This is a genomic window from Glutamicibacter uratoxydans, from assembly GCF_006539925.1.
Lineage (GTDB): Bacteria > Actinomycetota > Actinomycetes > Actinomycetales > Micrococcaceae > Glutamicibacter > Glutamicibacter uratoxydans.
The window spans coordinates 79,916-101,591 of record NZ_BJNY01000005.1 but is presented as its reverse complement, the minus strand read 5'-3'; the positions used below and the strand labels follow the sequence as shown (position 1 = coordinate 101,591).

Sequence of the window (21,676 nt, the reverse complement as noted above, 5' to 3'; positions counted from 1 at the left end):
TCCGCGCGGGCAAACCCCAGCCCCAAAACAGCAAGGCCCGAAGTTCGAGAATTGAACTCCGGGCCTTGCTGTTTTGGGGCCAGAGCGCCTGAACTTGAGTCATCAGACCAGGGTTCGCCGCCTCAGCAGCGGCAGCTGCGCCTTGGTGAAGAGCCAGGCAACCAGCGCACCGACCAGTGGAACCACAATCACCAGGACCGCCAGCTGCATCCACGGGATGGAGAGCCCCAGATCTCTGAAAAGCGACTGCATCGACAGCGCACCGAGCCCGCCTGCCGCCAGCCCAAGAACCGTGCCCAGCACCGAGGTGAGCCCCAGTTGGGCCGCCGACAACTGTTTGCGCAGCCTAGGATCCGCGCCAATGCTTGCCAGCACCGAATGGTCCTCGCGCCCGTCGGCCAACGCCAGCCCGGCGGTGATGCCTGCCGCGCTCAAGGTAATCAATGCAGAAACAGCGACCAGCGCCCACAGGCCCAGAGAAATCCCGCTCTGCGGTCCCGGCTCGAAGTAGGGTGTGGGGTAGTCTTCCCCGGCAGCCTGCATTAGATCGAGATTCAGCTTGTCCTGCACCGCGGCCGAAGGCATGCCGGTGGGGGTGATGAGCAGCGCACGGTCCTGGACCGGGATGCCCAGCGAGGCGGCGGTTTCCGGAGAAATGACCGCGTAGTAGGGCAGCGGCCGTTCCGGCTGCTCCACATGGGCCAGCAGCGTGCGGGTCTGAAGAGACTGCAACAGGTCCCGCGAGTAGCGCTGCCCTTCTGGCAGTTCCGGGGGCTCGATCGCGACAGCTTCCGCATCTCGTTTGGCGACCGTTGTCGTTCCATCCGAGTTCAGATAGATCCGGTTGCTGATGACAGCTCCGCCGCGCCGCAGCATGGTGAGCGCTTCCGCACTGGGCTTGCGGCCCATCAACGCTTCAAGCTCGTCCTGCCCGCCGACGACGATGCCGGGGAGCCAGCCGCTGGAATGGGTCTCTGCCATTGATCCCTTGCAGCGCCAATCGGCCAGATCGACAGGCTTGTTGTCTTCTGCGAGCACACAGCGATTTTCAGCCTGTTCCTGCAAAACCCAGTTGTAGCAGCCCGAAGGCTGGCTGCCAGCCGAGGCATCTCCCGTCTGCGGGGATACCGCCAAGCACTGTTCCAGGCTCGGACCGCCGCGCAGTATTTGCGTCTGGGTTTCTACCCCGAGGACCTTCTTTGCCGCGGCAGCGACTTCTTTGCCGTCGACCATGCGGATTGCCTGCTCTGAGCCGTTGGCACTATCCGAGGGGCTCGCCGAGCCAGGCAAATAGTCGACGATCGACAAGGGCAGCAGCGCCTGGTTGACGTTCGTTGACCAGATGTGATTGTCAATTTCGTTCTGCGACATGCTCGACCAGGCGATCAGCGTCGCGCTGGACAGCGTCGCGGCCGCCAGAACTGCTGCAACGGCGGGCACCGTTCGGCCGAGATTTCTTGCCGAATCGCGTGAAGCAAGCCGCAAGGGTAGGGGAAGCCACGTGGTTTTCGCTGTCAGCAGCCGGATCAGCGGTCCTGTCAGCAGAATCAACGAGGCGACCAGTCCGACGGCACCGGCAATGACCATCCCTACGGTAACCACTGTGCGCAGCTCGTAGTCCTGCACCAGCTTCAGCTGTTCGACCAGCACCGCGGCGCCCATGAGGACAAGGGCGGCGCACAACAGGAAGAGGCTTTTCACCCTGAATTTCGGGGCCTTGCCGCCCTGGGTGCGTGCGGTTCTCGCGGACTGGCGCAGCACCTGCTTAGCCACGTTTCGTGCTGGAGCCAATGCGGAGACCAGGCCGGCGAGCACGGCGATGAGGATGACTGCGAGGATGACCAGCCATGGAATGTGCAGCCACTGCTGGGGTGCGCCCCTGTACTGCCGGTAGAGCATCCAACCGATTCCTAGCCCCGTGCCGAGCAGCGCACCGGCACATCCTCCCAGGAGGCCCAGCCACAGCCCTGCGGAGGTAACTACCGACTTGAGTATCGAGGATTCGGCTCCGGAGGCGGCCAGGAGCTTGAGGTCCTGCTGTTGTTTGCGGGTTCCCACGGCAAAGGCCGCGCCCGCCAAGAGGCCGACTTCCAGGAGCACGAGGGCGGCGATGAGCCCGGCCATCGCTATCCATGCCAAGTTGGAGCTGTTGTCGAGCTCATCGCCGAAGACGAAGGCATCAGCGCCCAATTCTGCGTCGCTGGGTGGATTGCGGAAAAGCTCTGCCGAGGTCAGTACGGCGCCGCGGGAGTTGAGCTGCTGCGCCAGCTCCCATGAGGCAGGCTTGCTCCCTGCCAGATAGTATTTCGTTTCCGAGGTATCCGGCGCGAGGGTCTTCGGCAGGCTTGAGGGGTTCAGATAGAGCGCTGGGATCGAGGTGTCGAACTCATAGTTGCGCACGGCGCCGACGATCGTGAATTTTCCTGCGTTCGTTTCAAAGCTGTCCCCGAGCTTCAGGCTGAACCGCTCCATAAACCCAGGTGTTGCCGTGGCTTCATGCGTTGAAGCGGCGGCCCTGCCGTCAAGCAGGGAGAATTTACCGGCAAATGCAGGGTTTAAGACATCTCCCGCCACAGCATTGAAGCTGAGGGATCCGGAGGTGCGCGGCGCAGTCATCATGATGTCGCTCAGCGGCAGGAGGTCATAGTCATCCACCACTAGGTCCTGGAAAATCTCGGCTGAGACGGGTTGCGTGCTGTTGTTTGGTTCGCCGTCGTGCAAGACGCTGGAGAGATCTCCTTGCGGGCCCTGCCTGACATTTTTCATGTCGGCGAAGTCGAGGCTGACCCGCCCGGCGCTCTGCCCCAGCTCGACGGCGATCTTTTCCTCAGTGGTGGGGACGGAGCTGAACCCGACGACGAGCGCGGCAGAGATCAACAGGATGGGAACGGCGATCAGCGCCGCAATCAGCGTCGAGCGGCCTTTGTGCTTCTTAATGTCCCGCCAAGACAAGCGCAGGGCGAGCCTGAACTGCTGGGCTCTGACCCCTCGATTCGGTTCTAGATTCAGGCTCATCTCAGACCGCCGATTGGTTCAGCAGAATGGACGGGTCATATGACTGGGAGGCTTCGTCGACAATCCGCCCGTCCTTGAGAAAGAGGACCCTGTCCGCCCATCCTGCATGGCGCGCCTCGTGGGTGACCAGTACTACGGCGCATCCTGCGTCCGCGCGGTGGCGCAGTACTTCGAGGATTCCGTCGCCGGTGGCTGAATCCAGTGCGCCGGTGGGTTCGTCGGCAAGGATGAGGCGGCGCTGCCCAACGATTGCCCGGGCAATCGCGACCCGCTGCTGCTGTCCTCCGGAGAGCTGGTCCATGAAGCGCTCGGAGAGCTTTTCAATGCCCACGGTGCGCAGTGCATCCTTGGCCTGGCGCCGAGCCTTGCGCGGTGGCACGCCATCTAGCTCCAGAGGGAGGGATACGTTCTCCAATGCCGTCAGCGATGGCACAAGGTTGAAATCCTGGAAAACATAGCCGATGGCGCGGCGGCGCAGGCGCGCCAGCTCGTTGATGTTCAAGGACCCCAGCGGGGTGTTCTCGACGAAGATTTCGCCGCTGGAGGCCCTGTCCAGGCCGCCTGCCAGGGTGAGCAGGGAGGATTTGCCGGATCCCGAGGGGCCCATGACCGCTACGAATTCTCCCGCGGAGATCTCAAGATCAACCTCGCGTAGGGCTCCCACCGAGGTGGCTCCCGACCCGTAGGTTCTGCTGACTTTTCGAAGCTGCAGCACTTGCTCGCTCATCGTGAAACCTCCTGGGAGTTCTTGTCCTGGCTGCCGGCGGTGGTAGGTGCAGCCTTTCGACGCGCGGTGCTGGATTGGTGCTTCTTGAGCCATCCCTCGCAGTGGTCGAGCCAGCGGATCTCTGCTTCAGCGGTGAAGATCAGTGAATCAAGCACCAAGATCCATGCCACGTCGTGGTCTTGTTCGGCTTCGGCCTTGGCCGCTGCTCGGCGCTGCCGGGTGTAGCTCTGCAGGTTGAGCATCGAGGCGGTGCGCTGCGCCTGCAGGATTGCTTCGATGTCCAATCCGTCGAGCGTCAAGGCCAGCGACAGCTTGATGGCCAGTTCGTTGCGCGGGGGATTGGAGGCGATGACCGGGGCGCTGAACCATTTGGAGACTTCTGCCTGGCCGGCTTCGGTGATGCGGTACATGACGTGGCCTTCGCCGTCATCGCCGTCGTTGGCAGCCAGCCCGTCGCGCTCCAAGCGGTCAAGCGTCGTGTAGACCTGGCCGATATTCAGCGGCCAGGTAGATCCCGTGCGTTCCTCAAATTCGCTGCGCAGCTGATACCCGTACATCGGCTGGTCTTGGAGCAATGCCAGCAGTGAGTGGCGGATGGACATGTGGACCCCCGTGATGATCGATGGATGGCAACGCCTCATTGGCGATGCATACTCAGTATAGACCAAAGTATGAATACTGAGTATGCACTGCAAAATATAGTCGACGTGGTCAGCGTTCAAATTGAGGGGAGTGGTGCGTCTTTGGGTGGTCGAGTCACGAAGATTGTTCAACAACTACTTGCCTAGATTGTTCAACAACCTGTATTGTCTTGTGCATTACAAGTTCTTGTGACTGCCGTCACCGCTAGCGAATCGGATAAGACAATGACCGTCTCTGACTCCACGCCTAAGGCCAATTCCAAGGCCAAGCGCACAGCATTACTTGGGGCAATGTTCCTCATGGCCACCAGCGCCATCGGCCCGGGCTTCATTACCCAGACCACAGAGTTCACCGTCAAGATCGGTGCGGCTTTCGCCTTTGCGATCGTGGTGTCGATTCTCGTCGATATTGCCGTCCAGCTCAATGTCTGGCGCGTGATCGGCGTCAGCGGCCTGCGCGCCCAGGAATTGGGCAACAAGGTCATCCCGGGCGTCGGCTGGCTGCTGGCCGCGCTAGTGTTCATCGGCGGCATGGTCTTCAACATCGGCAACATCGCCGGCACCGGCCTGGGCATCAACGCCATACTGGGCGTTGATCCGAAAATCGGCGGAGCGATCTCGGCTGTCATTGCGATCTTGATCTTCCTGTCCAAGAAGGCAGGCATGGCGCTCGATCGGATCGTGGTGCTGCTTGGCGCCGTCATGATCCTGCTGATGCTCTACGTGGCCATTGTCGCGGCTCCTCCGGTGGGCGAGGCGCTGAAGAACGTGGTGCTTCCAGAGAAGATCGACTTCCTGATCATCACCACCCTGATCGGCGGCACCGTCGGCGGCTACATTACCTATGCCGGCGCGCACCGCATGATCGACTCGGGAACTTCCGGCATTGAGAACGTAAAGTCCATTTCCAACACCTCGGTCCTGGCCATCATCGTCACCGGCGTGATGCGCGTGCTGCTGTTCCTTGCCATCCTCGGCGTCGTTGCCGGCGGCGTGGCCCTGACCAGCGACAACAAGGCGGCCGAGGCATTCGGCGCCGCCGCAGGGGAAGTGGGCTTGCGCTCCTTCGGCATCATCCTCTGGGCCGCAGCGCTGACCAGCGTCATCGGCGCCGCCTACACCTCGGTCTCCTTCGTTACCAAGAGCAGTACCTCCGAGCGCACCCGCAACCTGATCACCGTTGGCTTCATCGCCGTCTGCGCAGTGATCTACATGCTGCTGGGCAAGGCTCCTGCCACCCTGCTGATCTTCGCCGGCGCCTTCAACGGTCTGATCCTGCCGGTAGGCCTCGCGGTGCTGCTGTGGGTGGCCTGGCGCCGACGCGATTTGCTGGGCGGCTACAAGTACCCGAAGTTCCTGTTGATCATTGGAGCCCTGGCCTGGCTGCTGACCGTTTACCTGGGCTACAGCTCGCTGTCGGGCCTCGCGGCACTCTGGAACGCCTAGGAGAGCTGCGCAATGCAAGATCTCAGTTCAATTGATCCAGCGCAGCGCGCGGCGCTCACTCCGGCGCAGGCCCGCGAATGCTTCAGGGCCGGACAGGTGCTTCCCACCGCCGGCATCAGCGCCGGCTATGCGCAGGCCAACCTGATCATTGTTACCCAGGAGCTCGCCTTTGACTTCCTGCTGTTCGCTCAGCGCAACCCGAAGTCCTGCCCGATCCTCGGGGTGCTGGAAGCAGGAGAGGTGACCAGCGAGCTGCTGGCCGGCGGTGACATCCGCACCGATGTTCCGCAGTACTTTATCTACGAGAACGGCGTGAAGGTGGCCGAGCCTACGGACCTGGGCGGCTACTGGCGCGACGATCTGGTCACGTTCATCGTCGGGTGCTCCTTCACCTTCGAATCGGCACTCATGGACGAGGGCATCAAGGTGGCGCACATCGAGCAGAACGTGAACGTCCCGATGTACAAAACCACAAGGCGCAGCAATTCGGCGGGATCTTTGTCAGGCCCCATGGTGGTTTCCATGCGGCCGATCCCTGCCTCGCAGGTCGCCGACGCCGTGCGGATCACCTCCCGCTATCCCGCGGTGCACGGGGCGCCGGTGCACATCGGCAACCCGGAAGAACTGGGCATCAAGGACCTGTCGACTCCGGACTTCGGCGACGCGGTGCAGATTCCGGCCGGACACATCCCGGTGTTCTGGGCCTGCGGGGTCACTCCGCAGGCCGCGGTCATGGAGTCGAAGCCGGCACTGGCGATCGGCCACGCGCCGGGCCACATGCTGATTACCAACGCCAGGGATTCCCAATACCAGGTCCCATAAATTCTCCAGGGCGATGCACCGCATGGTGCATCGCCCTAGATATTTAATTGGCAATGATGTGGCAGCGACTTTGCGTCCTAGTGGGCATCGGCCCATTCCTGGACCTCGGCCAGGTACTTCTGCTTGGTCGCCTCATCCAGGAACGAGGAGTTGAAGGAATTGCGGGCCAGCTGCGCCAGCTGGGCGGCGTTGAGTCCCAGTGGCTTGATGGCCGCGGCGATATTCGCATCCATGTACCCGCCGAAGTAGGCGGGGTCATCCGAATGCACCGAGACGTTCAAGCCCATCTCCAGCATCTGCGGCAATGGGTGGGCATGGATCGAGTCGACGGCACGCAGGCGCACATTGGACAGCGGGCAGACGGTCAGCGGGATCTGCTCGGCGACCAGGCGGCGCACCAGAGTGCGGTCTTCCACGCAGCGGATGCCGTGGTCGATGCGCTCGACCTTCAACAGGTCCAGCGCCTGCCAGATGTAGTCGGCCGGGCCTTCCTCGCCGGCATGGGCCACCACATGCAGCCCGTGCTCGCGGGCGTAGTCGTAGACCTTGGCGAACAGCGACGGCGGGAAGCCGATCTCCGAGGAATCCAAGCCGATGCCGTCGATGGGGTGCTTCTCCTCGACCAGGGTCTGCAGCAGTTCCAGGGCGTCGCTGGCCGGTGCATGGCGCCAGAAGCAGGCAATGAGCTTGTGCGTGATGCCCCAGCGTTCTTCGCCCTCGGCCAGGCCCGCGCGGATGCCGGCGACCACCTCGGCCAGGCTCAACCCGCGCTCCACATGGGCCTGCGGGTCGAAGAACAGCTCGACGTGCCGCACGCCGCTGCGCTGGGCGTTCTCCAGATAGGCGACGGTGGCCTGCTGGAAGTCCTCGGAAGTGCGCAGCACAATCAGGTTCGTGTACAGCAGGTCCAGGAATGACTGCAGGTTGGTGAAGCTGTAGCGGGCCTTGAGGTCCTCTATGGATTCATAGGGAAGCTCGATGCTGTTTTTCGCAGCCAGCTCCATGATCATGTCGGGCTCCAGGGTGCCCTCTAGATGGATGTGCAGTTCGGCGACTGGAAGCTTCACGATGTAACCCCTCAACAGCGGTTCGACGACGGTGTGCTTCCCACTCTAGGACAGTGGCCCGTGCAGCTAGGCGCGATCAGCCAGATGTCGCAGCAGTTCCGCCTCCGCCATGTCCAAATATCCGCGCAGCGTCTGCGCGGCTTCCTGTCGCTTGCCTGCGGAGAGCAGCTCGACCAGCGTGGCATTCTGCTCCACATAGTGCGAGTGGAAGTCGGGGGCGTCGCTCATGGCATGGAAGACCAGGCGCATGCGGGCCAGCACCCTGCCCATCAGCTCCTGCAGCAGCGAGCTGCCGGAGGTGAGCACCAGCTGCTTGTGGAACTCCTGGTTGGCGTTGGCCATCGCCGCGACGTCATCCGCTGCATGGGCCTTGCGCGCGGTGGCGATGATGGCCGACAGCGCGCTCAAGTCCACGTTCGGCCCCCAAGCCAGACAGGCCGGCTCGATGGTGCGGCGCACCGCGTAGATCTCCCGCACGTCATCCGCGTCGGGAGAGGCGACGAAGACCCCGCGGTTGGGGATGCGGGTGATAATCAGTTCGCTGTCCAGCAGCGTGAAGCTCTCGCGCAGAGTATTGCGCGAGAGCCCCAGCGACTCGGCGAGCGCCTGCTCGGACAACTTGGTTCCGGGCAGCAGCTCGCCGGAGGCGATCTGTGCACGCAGCAGGTCGGCGGCCCAGGCGCTTGAATGCGCGTGGGGTGCCTTGGCGGGCGGTGCTGGGGTGGTGCTGCGTGCGTTCATAGGGTCAAATTTACTGGATTTCACCGATCACTGGATTTCGCCGATCACTTGGCCGCGGACCAGCGCGGCGCCGACCTGCAGTGCGGCGGGGGAGAAGATTCCGGCGCGGTGGGCTGCAATATTTGATTCCATCTTCATGGCTTCCACCACTGCTATGGTCTGTCCCTTGTCCACGTGTTCGCCGTCCTGGACGCTGAAGCGCACCAGGTTGCCGTCCATGGTGCTGGCGATCTCGTTCGGGTTGGCCTCTGCCTGCTGGCCAGTGTCACCATCCGCCGCCTGGACTGCTCCGCCGGTGCGGTGCAGCGCCTGGACCATGGCCGAGGGAAGGCCCAGCTGCACTGCCTTGCCGTCCAGCTCGATGGTGATGGTTTCCCGGGCGGTGTCCCGCTGCGGCAGGTCCAGCTGTTCGCTGGCCTCCAGCTGATCCATGAACTCGTCTTCGATCCACGTGGTGTAGACCTTCAGCTGCTCTTCGGAGGCGAAGTCGGGGTGTTCGAGCACCGCCTGGTGGAAGGGCAGCACGGTGGGCACCCCGTCCACGAGCATTTCCTTCACCGCAATGCGGGCGCGGCGCAGCGCCTGGGTGCGGTCCTTGCCGTGCACCACGAGCTTGGCGATCAGCGAATCGTAGAAGGGCGGGACGAGCGATCCGCTGCGCACCCCGGAGTCCACGCGGATGCCTGAGCCCGTGGGCGCTTCGAAGCGGGTGATGGTGCCGGGGGCCGGCAGGAAGCCGCGGGCCGGGTCCTCCACATTGATGCGGAATTCGAAGGCGTGGCCCACCGGCTGCGGGTCCTCGGTAATGGACAGCGGCAGGCCGTCGGCGATGCGGAACTGTTCGGCCACCAAATCTAGACTCGCAGTTTCCTCGGTGATCGGGTGCTCCACCTGCAGGCGGGTGTTGACTTCCAGGAAGGAGATCAGCCCGTCGGGGGCCACCAGATATTCAACGGTGCCGGCGCCCACATAGCCCGCCTCGCGGCAGATGGCCTTGGCGGACTCGTGGATGCGTGCGCGCTGCTCGTCGCTCAAGAACGGTGCCGGGGCTTCTTCCACGAGCTTCTGGTGGCGGCGCTGCAGCGAGCAGTCGCGGGTGCCCACGACGATGACATTGCCGTGGGTATCCGCCAGCACCTGGGCCTCGATGTGGCGCGGGCGCTGCAGGAAGCGCTCTACGAAGCATTCGCCGCGGCCAAAGGCCACGGTCGCCTCGCGCACCGCGGACTCGAAGGCCTGCGGGATCTCTTCCATGGTGTAGGCGATCTTCAGTCCGCGTCCGCCGCCGCCGAAGGCCGCCTTGATGGCTACCGGGACGCCGTGCTCTTCGGCGAACTCGCGCACCGCCTGGGCGTTGTCCACCGGGCCGTCGGTGCCGGGAACCAGCGGGGCGCCTGCCTTGACCGCGATGGTGCGGGCGGTGACCTTGTTGCCCAAGGCTTCGATGGCCTCCGGTGAAGGGCCGATCCAGCTCAGCCCGGCGTCGATGACCGCCCGGGCGAAGTCGGCGTTTTCCGAGAGGAAACCGTAGCCCGGGTGCACAGCATCCGCGCCGGAGTCCTTGGCGATCTGGATGATCTTGCCGATGTTCAGGTAGGTGTCTGCACCGGTGGAACCGTGCAGCGGGTAGGCCTCGTCGGCGCGGCGCACATGCAGGGCGTCGGCATCCGGGTCGGAGTAGATGGCTACCGAAGCGATGTTGGCGTCGTCGGCGGCGCGGGCCACGCGCACTGCGATCTCGCCGCGGTTGGCGATCAGTACCTTTTTCATTTGCTTCCTTCGAATTCTTCGGTGCTAAAGCGGATGGTGCTGCCGGCTGGCAGCTGGGCGGCGAAACTCAAGTCTTCTTCAATGACGGTGGCGATCACCGGGTAGCCGCCGGTGACGGGGTGGTCTGCCAGGAACAGCACCGGCAGGCCGGAGGGCGGGACCTGCAGCGAGCCCAGGGCCACGCCCTCGCTGGGCAGCTCCTGGTGGATGCCGCGCTGCAGCGGCGTGCCTTCGGTGGCTAGGCGGATGCCCACGCGGTTCGACTCGCTGGTCACCTGCCAGGTCTGCGAGGTCAACTGCTTGATGCCGTCATCCCCAAACCAGTTCTGCCGCGGCCCGGGAACCACTCGCAGGGTAAAGACGCCCTGTGCATCGGGTACCGGCAGGGTGCTTGGCTGCGGGTTGCCCACCACATGTCCATGCTCGGGCTGGAGCACTGGCAGCAGCTGTCCTGCCGCCAGTGGCTTGGGGCCCAATCCGGAGAGCGTATCGGTAGAGCGCGAGCCCAGAGTCAAAGTCATATCGAGGCTGCCGCGCACGGCGACATAGCTGCGCAGGCCCTTGCCGGTTCCGTTCATTTCCAGGCGCTCGCCGTGAAGTAGTGCGAAGGGAGCGTTCATGGCGGCCTGCCGTGGTTCGCGCAGTTCGTCGCCCTCGGCCGGAGTGATCCACAGGTCTGCTTCGGCTCCGGACACTGCCAGCACCTGGTCGCCTTCTGCCTCCACGCTCAGCATGCCTGCCAGGTTCTCGATGACTGCGGCGCCCGCAGGGTTGCCCACCAGCGCATTGGCCTGGTGGTAGGAGGTCTTGTCTGCCGCGCCTGCGGCGCCCACGCCGAGGTTGCCGTAGCCGGAGCGTCCGGCATCCTGGATCAGCGATTGCAGGCCGGGGGAGAGGATCCTCAGCCCTTGTGATGCAGTGTCCGGTGCGTGCTGCTGGGCCGGCTCGGACATCACCGTGATGGCTTCGGTCGCCACGGTGAACTGCACGGTGTCCTGCGGTCGGATCAGCGCAGGGTTCTCGCGGTCCAGGTCCCACATGGGTACGTCGGTGTGGCCGATCAGCTGCCAGCCGCCGGGGGACTGCCGCGGATACACCGCGGAGTATTCTCCGGCCAGGGCCACCGATAGGGCCGGAACCTTGGTGCGCGGGGTGCTGCGCCGCGGCACGTTGAGCAGGTTGTTTTCCGAGCGCAGGTAGGCGAAGCCGGGTGCGAATCCGCCAAAGGCGGCGGTCCAGCGCTGCGAGGTATGCGCGGTGATCACTGCCTCAATGCTCAGGCCTGTCAGTTCCGCTACCTCGGCGAGGTCCTCGCCGTCGTAGTGTACGGGCACTTCGACGAGCTTGCCGGTCTTCGCGGCGGCCGCGCCAAGTTCCAGTGCAGGAAGCAGCTTGGCGGCCTTGGCGGCGTTGGCCGCGGCGTCGAATTTGACCAGCACCGTGGACGCGGCGGCCAGGATGTCCTTCTGCCCGGCCAGCGGGGAGGCTTCAAGTACCGAGTTCAGTGCCAGGACGTCGTCCAGGGATGGCAGGTCGATCAGCAGGTCGTGGCTGCCGGCCCGGTGGATGGCGGTGATGCTCACACGAAGCTCCGGATCTCTACGCCTGCCTGCTCAAGGCCCTGGCGCACGGCGGCGGCCATGGCCACGGCGCCGGCGGTGTCACCGTGCAGGCAGATGCTTTCCGCCGGCATGGTGATGGTGCTTCCATCCACCGCGGTCAGGGTGCCTTCGGTGGCTAGGCGGATCATGTTCTCGGTGACGGCGGCCGGGTCGTGCAGCACAGCGTTGGCTTCGCGGCGGGAGACCAAGGTGCCTTCGGGGGTGTAGTTGCGGTCGGCAAAGGCTTCTGCCACGCCGCGCAGCCCTGCCTGCTCTGCCTTGGCCAGGGCGACGGATCCGGGCAGCAGCAGGACCGGCAGGTCTTCGCCGAAGGCCTTGATGGCGTCGACGACCGCCTGGGCGTGCACCTCATGATGGACGATCGTGTTGTAGAGGGCGCCGTGCGGCTTGACGTATTTGATCTCGCCGCCGGCGGAGCGGGCCAGGGCCTGCAGGGCTCCGAGCTGGTAGAGCACGTCATCGGCCAGCTCGGTGGCCGAGCAGTCGAGGAAGCGGCGGCCGAATCCTGCAAGGTCCCGGTAGCCCACGTGGGCGCCGATGGTCACCGAGGCGGCCACCGCGTCGCGGCAGGTCTGGCGGATGGTGCTGGGGTCTCCGGCATGGAAGCCGCAGGCGACGTTGGCCGAGGAGACCGAGGTGAAAATGGCTGCGTCGTCGCCCATTTTCCAGTTGCCGAATGATTCGCCTACGTCTGAGTTCAGGTCGATGAACGCCATTGTGATCCCCGTCTCGTGAAATTGCCTTTGTAACAGGATGCACCAAATTCTCAGATTGTTCAACAATCTGGGGTGAAGTTTTCGAATCTGAACACAAGATGGGAAATCCCTGCCGCGGTAGCCATCAAGGCAGAGCGCTCATAGCGTGGCAAGTACCTCGGTGCACCAGAGCGTGAAGCCCAGCGTAACTTCAACCGAAGGTTTTCAGCAGTGAATCCCTAGGAGCAAGGAGCACGTCATGAACCATCCATCACCACAGCCAGGCCATGCAGGCAGCAAGCATGGGACACAAATCCCCAGCCAGACATCTGAATCCTTGACCACAAGCCAAGGTTCGCCCATCACCGATACCGATCATTCGCTCAAGGTCTCGGACCGCGGCCCTACGCTGCTGCAGGATCACCACTTGCGTGAGAAAATCATGCACTTCGACCATGAGCGGATTCCCGAGCGGGTAGTCCACGCGCGCGGCGCCGGCGCCCACGGAATATTCACCAGCTACGGCACAGCGGGGGATCTGTGCATCGCAGACTTCCTCCAGTCGGGCAAGCAGACCGAGGTCTTCGTCCGCTTTTCCACCGTCGTCGGATCCCGCGGCTCCATGGACACCGCCCGGGACACCCGTGGATTCGCCACCAAGTTCTATACCGAAGAAGGGGTCTTCGACCTCGTGGGAAACAACATCCCGGTGTTCTTCATCCAAGACGGCATCAAATTCCCCGACGTGGTGCACGCAGTCAAGCCTCACCCCGACCGCGAAATCCCACAGGCACAGTCCGCCCACGACACCTTTTGGGATTTCGTGTCCCTGCATACCCCGGCACAGGCCCACACCATGTGGAATATGAGCGACCGCGGCATCCCGCGCTCCTATCGCATGATGGAGGGCTTTGGCGTCCACACCTTCAGGCTGATTGGCACAGGCGGCAAATCTTCGCTGGTCAAATTCCACTGGAAGCCTAAGCTTGGTGTTCACTCATTGACCTGGGAAGAATCCCAGCTGGCGGCCGGCGCCGACCCGGACTTCCACCGGCGGGACCTGGCCGATGCCATCGACGCAGGCCATTACCCGGAATGGGAGCTGGGCGTGCAGATCTTTGAAGACGACGGCACCGCCGAATTCCATGGAATCGACCTGCTCGACCCCACCAAATTCGTCCCGGAAGAACTGGTTCCGGTGCAGCTGCTGGGCAAGATGGTGCTGGACCGCAACCCCTCGAACTATTTCGCGGAAACCGAGCAGGTGGCATTCCACCCGGGCCATCTCGTGCCCGGCATCGACGTCACCGACGACCCATTGCTGCAGGCGCGGCTCTTCTCCTACCTGGACACCCAGCTCACCCGGCTGGGCGGTCCGAACTTCGGGCAGATACCCATCAACCAGCCCAAGAACCCGGTCAACGACATGTTGCGCGACGGGTTCCACCAACACAAGATCCATGAGGGCATCGCACCCTATAAGCCGAACTCCCTCGACGGCGGCTGCCCGTTCATGAGCCAGCTGGCAGAAGGGGAGCTTCCGCCGCTGGAATACCCACAGCGGGTGGAAGGCGAAAAGGTCAGGGCAGAGCCAGTGAGCTTCTCGGACCACTATTCGCAGGCCCGGCTGTTCTACCGCAGCCTCAGCCGCACCGAACAGGAGCACGTCAAGCAGGCCTACAGCTTCGAGCTGGGCAAGTGCACGGTGCCCGAGGTCCGAGAACGCCAGCTTCAATGCCTGGCGAACATCGACGCGGCACTGGCCCAGGCCGTGACCCAAGCGCTCGGCTTGCCGGTTCCGGAAGCTGAAACCGCTCCCGGGGAGGTGGAGCCAAGCCCGGCGCTCTCGCAGGTCGGCGGCAGCTGGCCGGTGGACGGGCGCAATATCGGCATTGTCATCGGCGCGCAGGCCCCGGAAGGCCATGGACAACTGGTGCAGGCGATCAAGGACGAACTCATGACGCCTTTGACCGTTGCCCCGCACGGGGGAGAGACTTCAGCCGGCGTGAAGGTGGAACGCACTTATTTCACCGCACGCTCCATCGAATTCGATGCGCTGGTTCTTGTGGGGGACCTTGCTGCGGTCAAGGATGCGCAGGTGCCTCTCGATGCCAAGGCAGGAGCCAACCCGGGAAGTGGATCCGCCGTGGATCCCCGTGTGGTTCTGCTGTTGCAGGAAGCCTACCGGCACAGCAAGGCCATCTACTGTGTGGATGACGCGGCCCATAAGGCGCTGGCGACAGCCGGCATAAGCGCCGATGCGCCGGGCGTCTTCACCGTTGCGCCGCAGTCGCTGGCACAGCAGCTGGCAACCACCCTAGCCATGCACCGCGTCTGGGATCGGTTCCCAGTTAGCTGACAACTGCGAAAAAGTGTCGGGTCAAAGCAATAGCTTTGACCCGACACTGTCGTTAAGTTCTTTGAAATCAGACGTTACTGCTTAGAATCTGGCTCATCGTTGTTATGGGCGAAAGGAATGATGCCGCCCGGCGCCTCTTCAGGTACGGTCTTGTTTTCTTCGTGTGGATTAGGAGTTTCTTCTGGTGCGACAGTCTCGTCGTGGTGCTCGTTGCTCATGTTTCGATACCCCTTCGTCGTCCGTTGAATTAAGTGGCTTAACTTGTTCTGCCACTGCCGTCAGCATAGGAGGGCGGAAAAGACTTCGCTCGATTCTTGGCGTTGCCTGAGAAGCTCGTGGATTGGGACTGTTTCAAGATCAAAGACGCCAATAACCGGTGAACTGGATATGGTCTCGGCTGATGTCGTAGTCATTGACCAGGACACGTCGAAATTCTGTGCACCAACCGGCTTCGCCGGCAATCCAGAAAAATATAGGCTCCTTCACCGCGCGAGACGGCAGCGCTAGATGTCGCATAGCCTCAGTGGGATCAGTCCGTAAGGGGACCACCGAAACGCTGTCGCTGTGTTCTAGATCCGCAGCACCACGGTCTGAGAACAGAATTGCTTGATGGCTATTCGCCTCATTTTCCTCGATAAACCGTTCCATTGCAGGCCGAGCAGTATCGTCCGCAAGGAGAACTGTAAATCTTGCCTCTGGAACTAACCGGCACATGCGAGTGGGAACCGACCACAATAGATCGCCGATCGAAGCGGTGCGAAGCCAGTCAATTGCAGCGCCATGATCATGAAGCACAAAATCTACGCTGATTCGGTGGCCTGAACCATCGCAATGGCGCACCGTATATTCGCGGCCATTGAAAAGTTCGGCATCGTGTTCTGGGTGCAACTTTTCAGGATATGCATATTTGGAGAAATAAAGGACTACTACGTCGTCGAAACCGTGGCTGGCGAAATACTCGCCGCTGGTGGTTTCAAAGACAATGCGCACGAAATCAGATTGAGGCTGGCTGCGTTCTATCACGCGGAGCAGTTCCCACCGCGGCGAGTGCCGATGCTGGTCCCTGAGCGGAGTACGACGTCTTTCAGCCATGAATTCTCCTTTGCCGGAAAAGCAGCCAAAGGAAGAACCCGCCGCCGAACACCACCGTAATGACACCTACCGGGAGACTGACCGAGAATGCATATTGAGCTACCAGATCGCTGACGGCCAATAAGATGCCGCCGGTCAATCCGCAGCTGATGAGGTTCCTTGACTTCGTTAAGGCAAAAGAAATATGAGGTGCAACTAGGGAAATGAAACCTATCGGCCCGCAGCTCACCACAGCAAGAGCAGCTAATAGGGCAGCAATAAATAGTAGAACCAGTCGTGTTCTCGTAACTTGGACGCCAAGACCTGCAGCTAGGTCATCACCCATCTGCAGCATCTTCAAGTCAATACCGAACATAATCTGAGTAATGAGAAGAATAGCTACGCCTGCCAGCAGCCAAACAAGTTCTTCTTTACCGCGTCCCTGAAGGGATCCAACGAGCCAAGTTTGAGCAACCTCGGCAGACGGGACGAAAACCTGAGTTAGCAGAAAATTGGTCAGGGCCGTGGCCAATGCAGCTAATCCAACTCCCAGCAGTATGAGTCGAGAACCGCTGAGTCTGAGAACTTTAACAGCACCTATGAGAATGAGAGCCGCCATAATTGCTCCGGCCACAGCACCAAATGAAGCGCTGGCCAAGCTTCCGCCTAGAAGCAGGATAACCATCGCACCACCAAATGAGGCGCCGGTAGTAATGCCGATGATGTCGGGGCTGGCTAGCGGGTTGCGCAGCAGCTGCTGTGTCAGGCTGCCGCTGGCAGCGAGCAGCATGCCGGCGCAGAGAGCCACGGCTGCCCGCGATAGACGTCGTTCAAGTACGAAGAACTCAGTCATAGGGGCTGGAGCCTGGCCTCGAACAGTATTGAAAAAGTCCGCTAGGCTCACGCGGTAGCTGCCGAAGAAGGCTGAAGATACGAGCACAACCAGCGCTAGAACGAGGAGTATGGCAATCCAGCGTATTTCGCCTCGGCTCGGTCGCATGGAGCTATATGGTGTCATGTCAGCTTCCTACGGGCCGAAAACGCCACCAACAGCATGAGCAGTATCGAGCCGAGCACGGCGGTCACGATTCCCACTGGAACTTCTGCCCCGTGCCCGACGAGCCTGCCGATAATGTCGCATACCAAAAGCAGAGATGGGGCGGCCAATGCACTAAATCGGATGACTTGCTTGGTGTCGTGCCCTATGAAAAGCCTGACCATATGTGGAACTGCGAAACCAATGAAGGCTACCGGTCCAGCCAAAGCAGTTGCTGGCCCACAGAGTAACGCCACAATGAGCAGTGAACTGGTACGAACCATGGCGACTGATATTCCCAGTGCCTGTGCACTGTCGTCTCCCAGGTCCAAGATGTTCAGCTTGCCTCCAATGAACCAGGAAAATATCAGCCCGGCAAGGACCAAAGGTGCCACCCATGCTGCGGCTTCCAGCGGGCGTGCAGTCAGCGATCCGACCTGCCAAAACCTGAACTGATCAAGGACCTTGTCATTGGTGAGGACAATGCCCTGCGTAATTCCTGCCAGAACGGCTGAAAATGCGATGCCACAGAGGGTGATTCGCACTGCGGAAGACCGAAAACTCGGGAGCATAGCGCATAGAAAGAGAAAACCGGCAGCCAGAAGTGCGCCAAGTAGAGATGAGAGCAATCCAATCCAGAGTCCGGCCGCTCCGAGCAGCATGATTCCTGAAGCTACACCGAGCGAAGCACCGGCACTGATGCCTAAGACTCCGGGGTCGGCGATCGGATTGCGGATGACACTCTGCATAATGGCGCCGCTTGCCCCGAGAGCTGCGCCGACAAGCAAGGCGTTGACCGTTCGTGAGAAACGAAGGTCGAACACAATCAGTCGATCGGCTATCGATCCGTCTCCGCTTGAGAGGGCTAGGAGGTCGGATAAGCTCAGAGACTTAGAACCTAAAGCCAAACTCCCAAGGCATAACAGCACGAGGACCGTCAGCGATACCAGATAGCTGATGAGAATTTTGTTTAGTGAAGGGCCCGATTGCGCAGCAGTTTCTTGCCGGGCTTCTCGTTGGGACAGGGGTGATAAACGATTCAACACACTCGTGTCCGACAGGTTAGACTATGCTTGCTCACCAGATAATAATAAAGGAATGTTAATGGCTCCTATTACTCGCGCCCGGCTTTTCTCCGCTACCTCAGCATTGCTCATCACCGGTTTGGCATTGACTGGGTGCGCAAGCTCAGCCACCGACGCATCACCATCAGCAAGCGCCTCCTCCTCGCAACAGGGCTATCAAGTGAAACACGCCATGGGTGAGACCAAGCTGCCAAGCACCCCACAGCGCATTGTCGTCTTGGATTCACCTCATCTAGACGCTCTGGTGTCTCTGGGCATCACTCCAGTGGGAGCTACTGAATCGGGTGCGGGCAGCGGATTGCCTGAGTACTTGGACTTGGATGATGGCAAGGTCAGCAGCGTAGGGCTGACATCGGAGCCATCCATCGACAAGATTGCAGAACTTAAGCCTGATTTGATCATTGGGTCCAAAGTCCGTCACGAGGCGATCTACTCGGAGCTATCTGCCATCGCGCCGACAGTCTTTTCGGAGAATTCTGGAACTGACTGGCAGGAACAGGCCAGAGTCACCGCTGCTGCTGTCGGACAGAGCGAGAAAATGGAAGCACAGCTTGCTTCCTTGGAAACTCGCGCTCATGAAGTCGGCGAGGAAATCGGGGCTGAGGGCACTACCTTGTCGATGGTTCGTTTCCGCCCAGATAATTTCCGACTCTATGGCCCAGATTCCTTCTCAGGCTCGCTTCTGACCGAGGTTGGATTCGATCTTGGTTCTGAAGGCTGGAATGAATACTCGATGAAGGAACTGAGTCCTGAACAATTCGAGCAGATCGACGGGGACGTTGTATTCTATGCGAATCCAGGTGGAGACCCCAACGCGACCACAATGTCCAAGGTGACCGGTCTGTGGAAGGAGCTACCCGCTGTAAAGGCAGGGAAAACCTTTGAAGTTGAGGATGAAACCTGGATGGTAGGCATTGGCGTAGTGGGCGCAAATGAAATCCTTGATGATCTGGAAGAAGACCTCTCAAAGTAGCCAAGAGCAGCACGGCTGCCTAATGCTATAAGGCAGAAGATGCCGATGGCCTCGGGACCTTGCGGTTCCGAGGCCATCGACATGTACACCCGGTATGGGCATTTACTTAAGGGTGGAAGTCCCCTGGAGATGGGGTGGTGTGAGAGGCGGGTGACCTTCACCGTCTCGATTCGGGAATGACCGTAGGTGAATATCTTGATTTCCAGAAACTTGTTCTAGGTAAGTGAAGGAACCAGCAGCACTTTGCAGGCGTCTCCAGTGAGTAGTTCAATTGCTTCGTCCATCTGCTCCAATCGCATGCGATGGGTGACGAGCCAATCCAGTTCCACCCGGCCCGAATCCAGCAGCTGTAGGCTCTGCTCCCAGGTCTCCCAGAGACGGCGGCCAAAAATTCCACGCAGGGTGATGCCCTTTTTATTGATGTAGGCCGCGACGTCGATCTGCGAGGTACGACCTGGGTGCCCAACGGTCACCACGGTGGCTTCACGCCGCACCGCTTCGAAGAGAACATCCAGGGTGCCTGGTGCACCGGAGCATTCAAAGCCCACTTCAAAACCGCCACGGCGACCGGCCAAATCACGGCAGCGCTCCACGACATTATCGCTCGGATCCAATGCGATGGCCCCTAGCCGTTCGGCTTGCGCTCTGCGGAAAGGATTCGGGTCTACTGCCACTACATGCGAGGCGCCTAGATGTAGCGACAGGTAAATAGTGGCCAGGCCCACCGGTCCGGCTCCGCTGACCAGCACTGAACCGCCAGCCACAGAATAGTTTGCACGCTGGATCGCATGCACGGCTACGCCTGTTGCCTCCAGCAGCGCCCCGGACTCAAGAGAAAGGTCGGTTGGCAGGGGTACACAGATCTCGGCAGGCACCGCAGAGTATTCGGCGAAGACCCCGTCGAAGTGCATGCCTAGGATTTTGGTTTTCTCGCAAGTATGGGCACTGCTGGTTCGGCAGGCGAAACACTGTCCGCACGCTAGATGACTCTCCAGGGCCACGCGGTCGCCGATCTTAAGGTTGGTGACCCCGGCGCCCACCTCCACCACGGTTCCCGCGCCCTCATGGCCCAATACCACAGGGAGGTTCAGGTTAAAGGCCTGGGCTGAGGGAGTCCACTCGTAGAGCTCGCGATCTGTGCCGCACAGCGAGGCAGCGCCGATTTCCAGCACCACCATGCCAGGCATGGCCTTTGGATGCTCGGCGTCGGCGGTGAAGGTGGCTCCTCGTTCAGCGGAGGTTTTGAGAATGGCGCGCATGGCTGGTCCTTTCCAGAATTGATGCGAAGAAGTAGTGGTTTTCAGTGCCCGGTGAGACGGGCGAAACGGTTGAGGATATCTGTCGGACCGACCTGCCCGCCTTTGAGCAGCAAGTTACAGCCGGCAACACGGGAGGAACCGTGTGGTTGGACGATTGGTCCTGCGGTGACGAACTGGGCGGCTACCCGAAGCTGGGAAATGCCCATACTGATCAGCGCGTGGCTGGAAGTATCGCCGCCGAAGACTGCGATGTCTGCGGTGAGTTGTGCCTCGGCCATTTGAGCGGCGACATCGCCGATGAGCGCGCCCAAGTGGCCAGGATCTACGGGAGGGCCGTCGGTGAATCGAGGGTCGTTCGCACCTTTCGTGGAATGCACCACCACATGGCGCCCAGCCTGCAGTGCTTCGGCCACCTCGGTCACCAGTTGGCGATGCAATTCCTTGTTGGGTCCGTGCAAGAGCTCTTGGGGCAACGGGACTTCGGTCCATCCTTGGTCCACTGCCTTGGCGATCTGCTGCGCGGTGGTGCTAGAGGCTGAAGCGCTGACCGCTAGCACCGGTAAGTCTGGGTGCGCGGTGACAATGTTACGAACGCTCTGGGGATCAGCCTCAAGGGTTCGAGTCAGCGCAGCCATGATGCCGCCGGAGCCAACGACGATGCCTGGCGGTCCGTTGGTTCCTTCGGCCAGCAGCTGCTGGGCCGCGGCATCCATATGAGCTTCGGTGCAGGCATCAACAACGAATGCTTCCTGTGCCCGATCCTCACGGGCCGCAGACCACTGGGCCGCGAACTCACCGTGCTCATGGGAGGGCAGCGCGATCACCGATGGCGTGTTGCCGGAGGCGAACTGCTTGGTCAGAATGGCCGCCAGCTCGCTATCATACATGGGGGTTGACGGGTGCTGAGACATGACCGGGTGCAGATCCAGGCGGTAGACCTGGCCTTGGTAGTTGGCGAAGTGGTGGCCGAAGGCGGTGTACCGTCCGAAGGATGGCTGGGCCGGGAGAACCGGAACCGGGCCATGGCTTGCGTAGCGTTCGCGCAATAGTTCGATTCCTCGTCCGATGCTGCCGATGGCCGGCGAGCTGTCGAAGGTGGAGCACACCTTGTAGAGCAAGACATCAGGCGACCAGCTGGCGATAGTGGCGACATCCCGACGGATCAGATCATCAAACTCCTGGCCGCCCAGAGAGCGGGCCGGGCCCGCGACCCCGAGCACCTGTACGTCTTCGGGCAATTCGACTTCGCCAATCACCAATGCGGCGTTGACGCCGTTAGCATGGGCTTGAGCGAGCACGTCAGCGGCGCCGGTAAGGTCGTCGGCCACAAATCCAATACGTGCCATG

Annotated in this window: 18 protein-coding genes; 4 read left to right on the top strand and 14 right to left on the bottom strand. The window is 61.5% G+C overall.

Annotation, left to right across the window (positions count from 1 at the left end; translation table 11 throughout):
- Positions 1-102: 102 nt before the first annotated feature.
- From AUR04nite_RS05115 to AUR04nite_RS05105, 3 genes are read right to left on the bottom strand one after another with little or no spacing between them, the layout of a single operon-like run.
- The gene (locus AUR04nite_RS05115; protein ID WP_141362635.1) at positions 103-3,015 is read right to left on the bottom strand and encodes an ABC transporter permease family protein; all 2,913 of its coding nucleotides are present in this window, start codon (positions 3,013-3,015) and stop codon (positions 103-105) included.
- A 1-nt stretch (position 3,016) separates the two neighbouring features.
- Positions 3,017-3,742, bottom strand: coding sequence for an ABC transporter ATP-binding protein (locus tag AUR04nite_RS05110; RefSeq protein ID WP_141362633.1), 726 nt, complete (start codon positions 3,740-3,742; stop codon positions 3,017-3,019).
- On the bottom strand, positions 3,739-4,344 hold the full coding sequence (locus AUR04nite_RS05105; RefSeq protein WP_141362631.1) for a PadR family transcriptional regulator: 606 nt from the start codon (positions 4,342-4,344) through the stop codon (positions 3,739-3,741). The genes AUR04nite_RS05110 and AUR04nite_RS05105 overlap by 4 nt, the downstream gene beginning before the upstream one ends.
- Positions 4,345-4,608: 264 nt before the next feature.
- On the opposite strand from AUR04nite_RS05105, the gene AUR04nite_RS05100 reads away from it, so the two are divergent.
- Positions 4,609-5,829, top strand: a complete 1,221-nt coding sequence (locus tag AUR04nite_RS05100) for an NRAMP family divalent metal transporter (protein WP_141362629.1) — start codon at positions 4,609-4,611, stop codon at positions 5,827-5,829.
- Positions 5,830-5,841: 12 nt separating this feature from the next.
- Complete coding sequence (locus tag AUR04nite_RS05095; protein WP_141362627.1) at positions 5,842-6,651, top strand: putative hydro-lyase; 810 nt, start codon at positions 5,842-5,844, stop codon at positions 6,649-6,651.
- Positions 6,652-6,728: 77 nt separating this feature from the next.
- Here AUR04nite_RS05095 and AUR04nite_RS05090 read toward each other — a convergent pair whose 3' ends face one another.
- From AUR04nite_RS05090 to AUR04nite_RS05070, 5 genes are all read right to left on the bottom strand, one after another.
- Positions 6,729-7,718 carry an adenosine deaminase gene (locus tag AUR04nite_RS05090; RefSeq protein WP_141362625.1) on the bottom strand — a complete coding sequence of 330 codons (990 nt, stop codon included), beginning with the start codon at positions 7,716-7,718 and terminating at the stop codon, positions 6,729-6,731.
- A gap of 66 nt (positions 7,719-7,784) precedes the next feature.
- The gene (locus AUR04nite_RS05085) at positions 7,785-8,459 is read right to left on the bottom strand and encodes a GntR family transcriptional regulator (RefSeq protein ID WP_141362623.1); all 675 of its coding nucleotides are present in this window, start codon (positions 8,457-8,459) and stop codon (positions 7,785-7,787) included.
- Positions 8,460-8,486: 27 nt separating this feature from the next.
- Positions 8,487-10,229, bottom strand: a complete 1,743-nt coding sequence (locus AUR04nite_RS05080) for an acetyl/propionyl/methylcrotonyl-CoA carboxylase subunit alpha (protein WP_141362621.1) — start codon at positions 10,227-10,229, stop codon at positions 8,487-8,489.
- On the bottom strand, positions 10,226-11,812 hold the full coding sequence (locus tag AUR04nite_RS05075) for a 5-oxoprolinase subunit B/C family protein (RefSeq protein ID WP_141362619.1): 1,587 nt from the start codon (positions 11,810-11,812) through the stop codon (positions 10,226-10,228). The genes AUR04nite_RS05080 and AUR04nite_RS05075 overlap by 4 nt, the downstream gene beginning before the upstream one ends.
- On the bottom strand, positions 11,809-12,567 hold the full coding sequence (locus AUR04nite_RS05070) for a LamB/YcsF family protein (protein WP_141362617.1): 759 nt from the start codon (positions 12,565-12,567) through the stop codon (positions 11,809-11,811). The genes AUR04nite_RS05075 and AUR04nite_RS05070 overlap by 4 nt, the downstream gene beginning before the upstream one ends.
- 238 nt (positions 12,568-12,805) lie before the next feature.
- Between AUR04nite_RS05070 and AUR04nite_RS05065 the strand changes: the two genes are divergently transcribed.
- Positions 12,806-14,905 carry a catalase gene (locus AUR04nite_RS05065; RefSeq protein WP_141362615.1) on the top strand — a complete coding sequence of 700 codons (2,100 nt, stop codon included), beginning with the start codon at positions 12,806-12,808 and terminating at the stop codon, positions 14,903-14,905.
- 74 nt (positions 14,906-14,979) lie between these two features.
- On the opposite strand, the gene AUR04nite_RS17855 is transcribed toward AUR04nite_RS05065, so the two are convergent.
- The 4 genes from AUR04nite_RS17855 to AUR04nite_RS05050 all read right to left on the bottom strand — a co-directional run bounded on the left by AUR04nite_RS17855 (position 14,980) and on the right by AUR04nite_RS05050 (position 18,058).
- Positions 14,980-15,123: a hypothetical protein gene (locus AUR04nite_RS17855; protein WP_170184097.1), complete on the bottom strand. Its 144-nt coding sequence runs from the start codon at positions 15,121-15,123 to the stop codon at positions 14,980-14,982.
- A gap of 139 nt (positions 15,124-15,262) precedes the next feature.
- Positions 15,263-15,997: a siderophore-interacting protein gene (locus AUR04nite_RS05060; RefSeq protein ID WP_141362613.1), complete on the bottom strand. Its 735-nt coding sequence runs from the start codon at positions 15,995-15,997 to the stop codon at positions 15,263-15,265.
- On the bottom strand, positions 15,990-16,976 hold the full coding sequence (locus AUR04nite_RS05055) for a FecCD family ABC transporter permease (RefSeq protein ID WP_246055394.1): 987 nt from the start codon (positions 16,974-16,976) through the stop codon (positions 15,990-15,992). The genes AUR04nite_RS05060 and AUR04nite_RS05055 overlap by 8 nt, the downstream gene beginning before the upstream one ends.
- A 14-nt stretch (positions 16,977-16,990) precedes the next feature.
- On the bottom strand, positions 16,991-18,058 hold the full coding sequence (locus AUR04nite_RS05050; protein WP_170184096.1) for a FecCD family ABC transporter permease: 1,068 nt from the start codon (positions 18,056-18,058) through the stop codon (positions 16,991-16,993).
- A gap of 58 nt (positions 18,059-18,116) precedes the next feature.
- Here AUR04nite_RS05050 and AUR04nite_RS05045 point away from each other — a divergent pair, with 58 nt between their 5' ends.
- Positions 18,117-19,070 carry an ABC transporter substrate-binding protein gene (locus tag AUR04nite_RS05045; protein WP_141362607.1) on the top strand — a complete coding sequence of 318 codons (954 nt, stop codon included), beginning with the start codon at positions 18,117-18,119 and terminating at the stop codon, positions 19,068-19,070.
- Between the two features lie 215 nt (positions 19,071-19,285).
- Here AUR04nite_RS05045 and AUR04nite_RS05040 read toward each other — a convergent pair whose 3' ends face one another.
- Positions 19,286-20,329 carry an alcohol dehydrogenase catalytic domain-containing protein gene (locus tag AUR04nite_RS05040; protein WP_141362605.1) on the bottom strand — a complete coding sequence of 348 codons (1,044 nt, stop codon included), beginning with the start codon at positions 20,327-20,329 and terminating at the stop codon, positions 19,286-19,288.
- 41 nt (positions 20,330-20,370) lie between these two features.
- On the bottom strand, positions 20,371-21,675 hold the full coding sequence (locus tag AUR04nite_RS05035) for a four-carbon acid sugar kinase family protein (RefSeq protein ID WP_141362603.1): 1,305 nt from the start codon (positions 21,673-21,675) through the stop codon (positions 20,371-20,373).
- Position 21,676 lies beyond the last annotated feature (1 nt).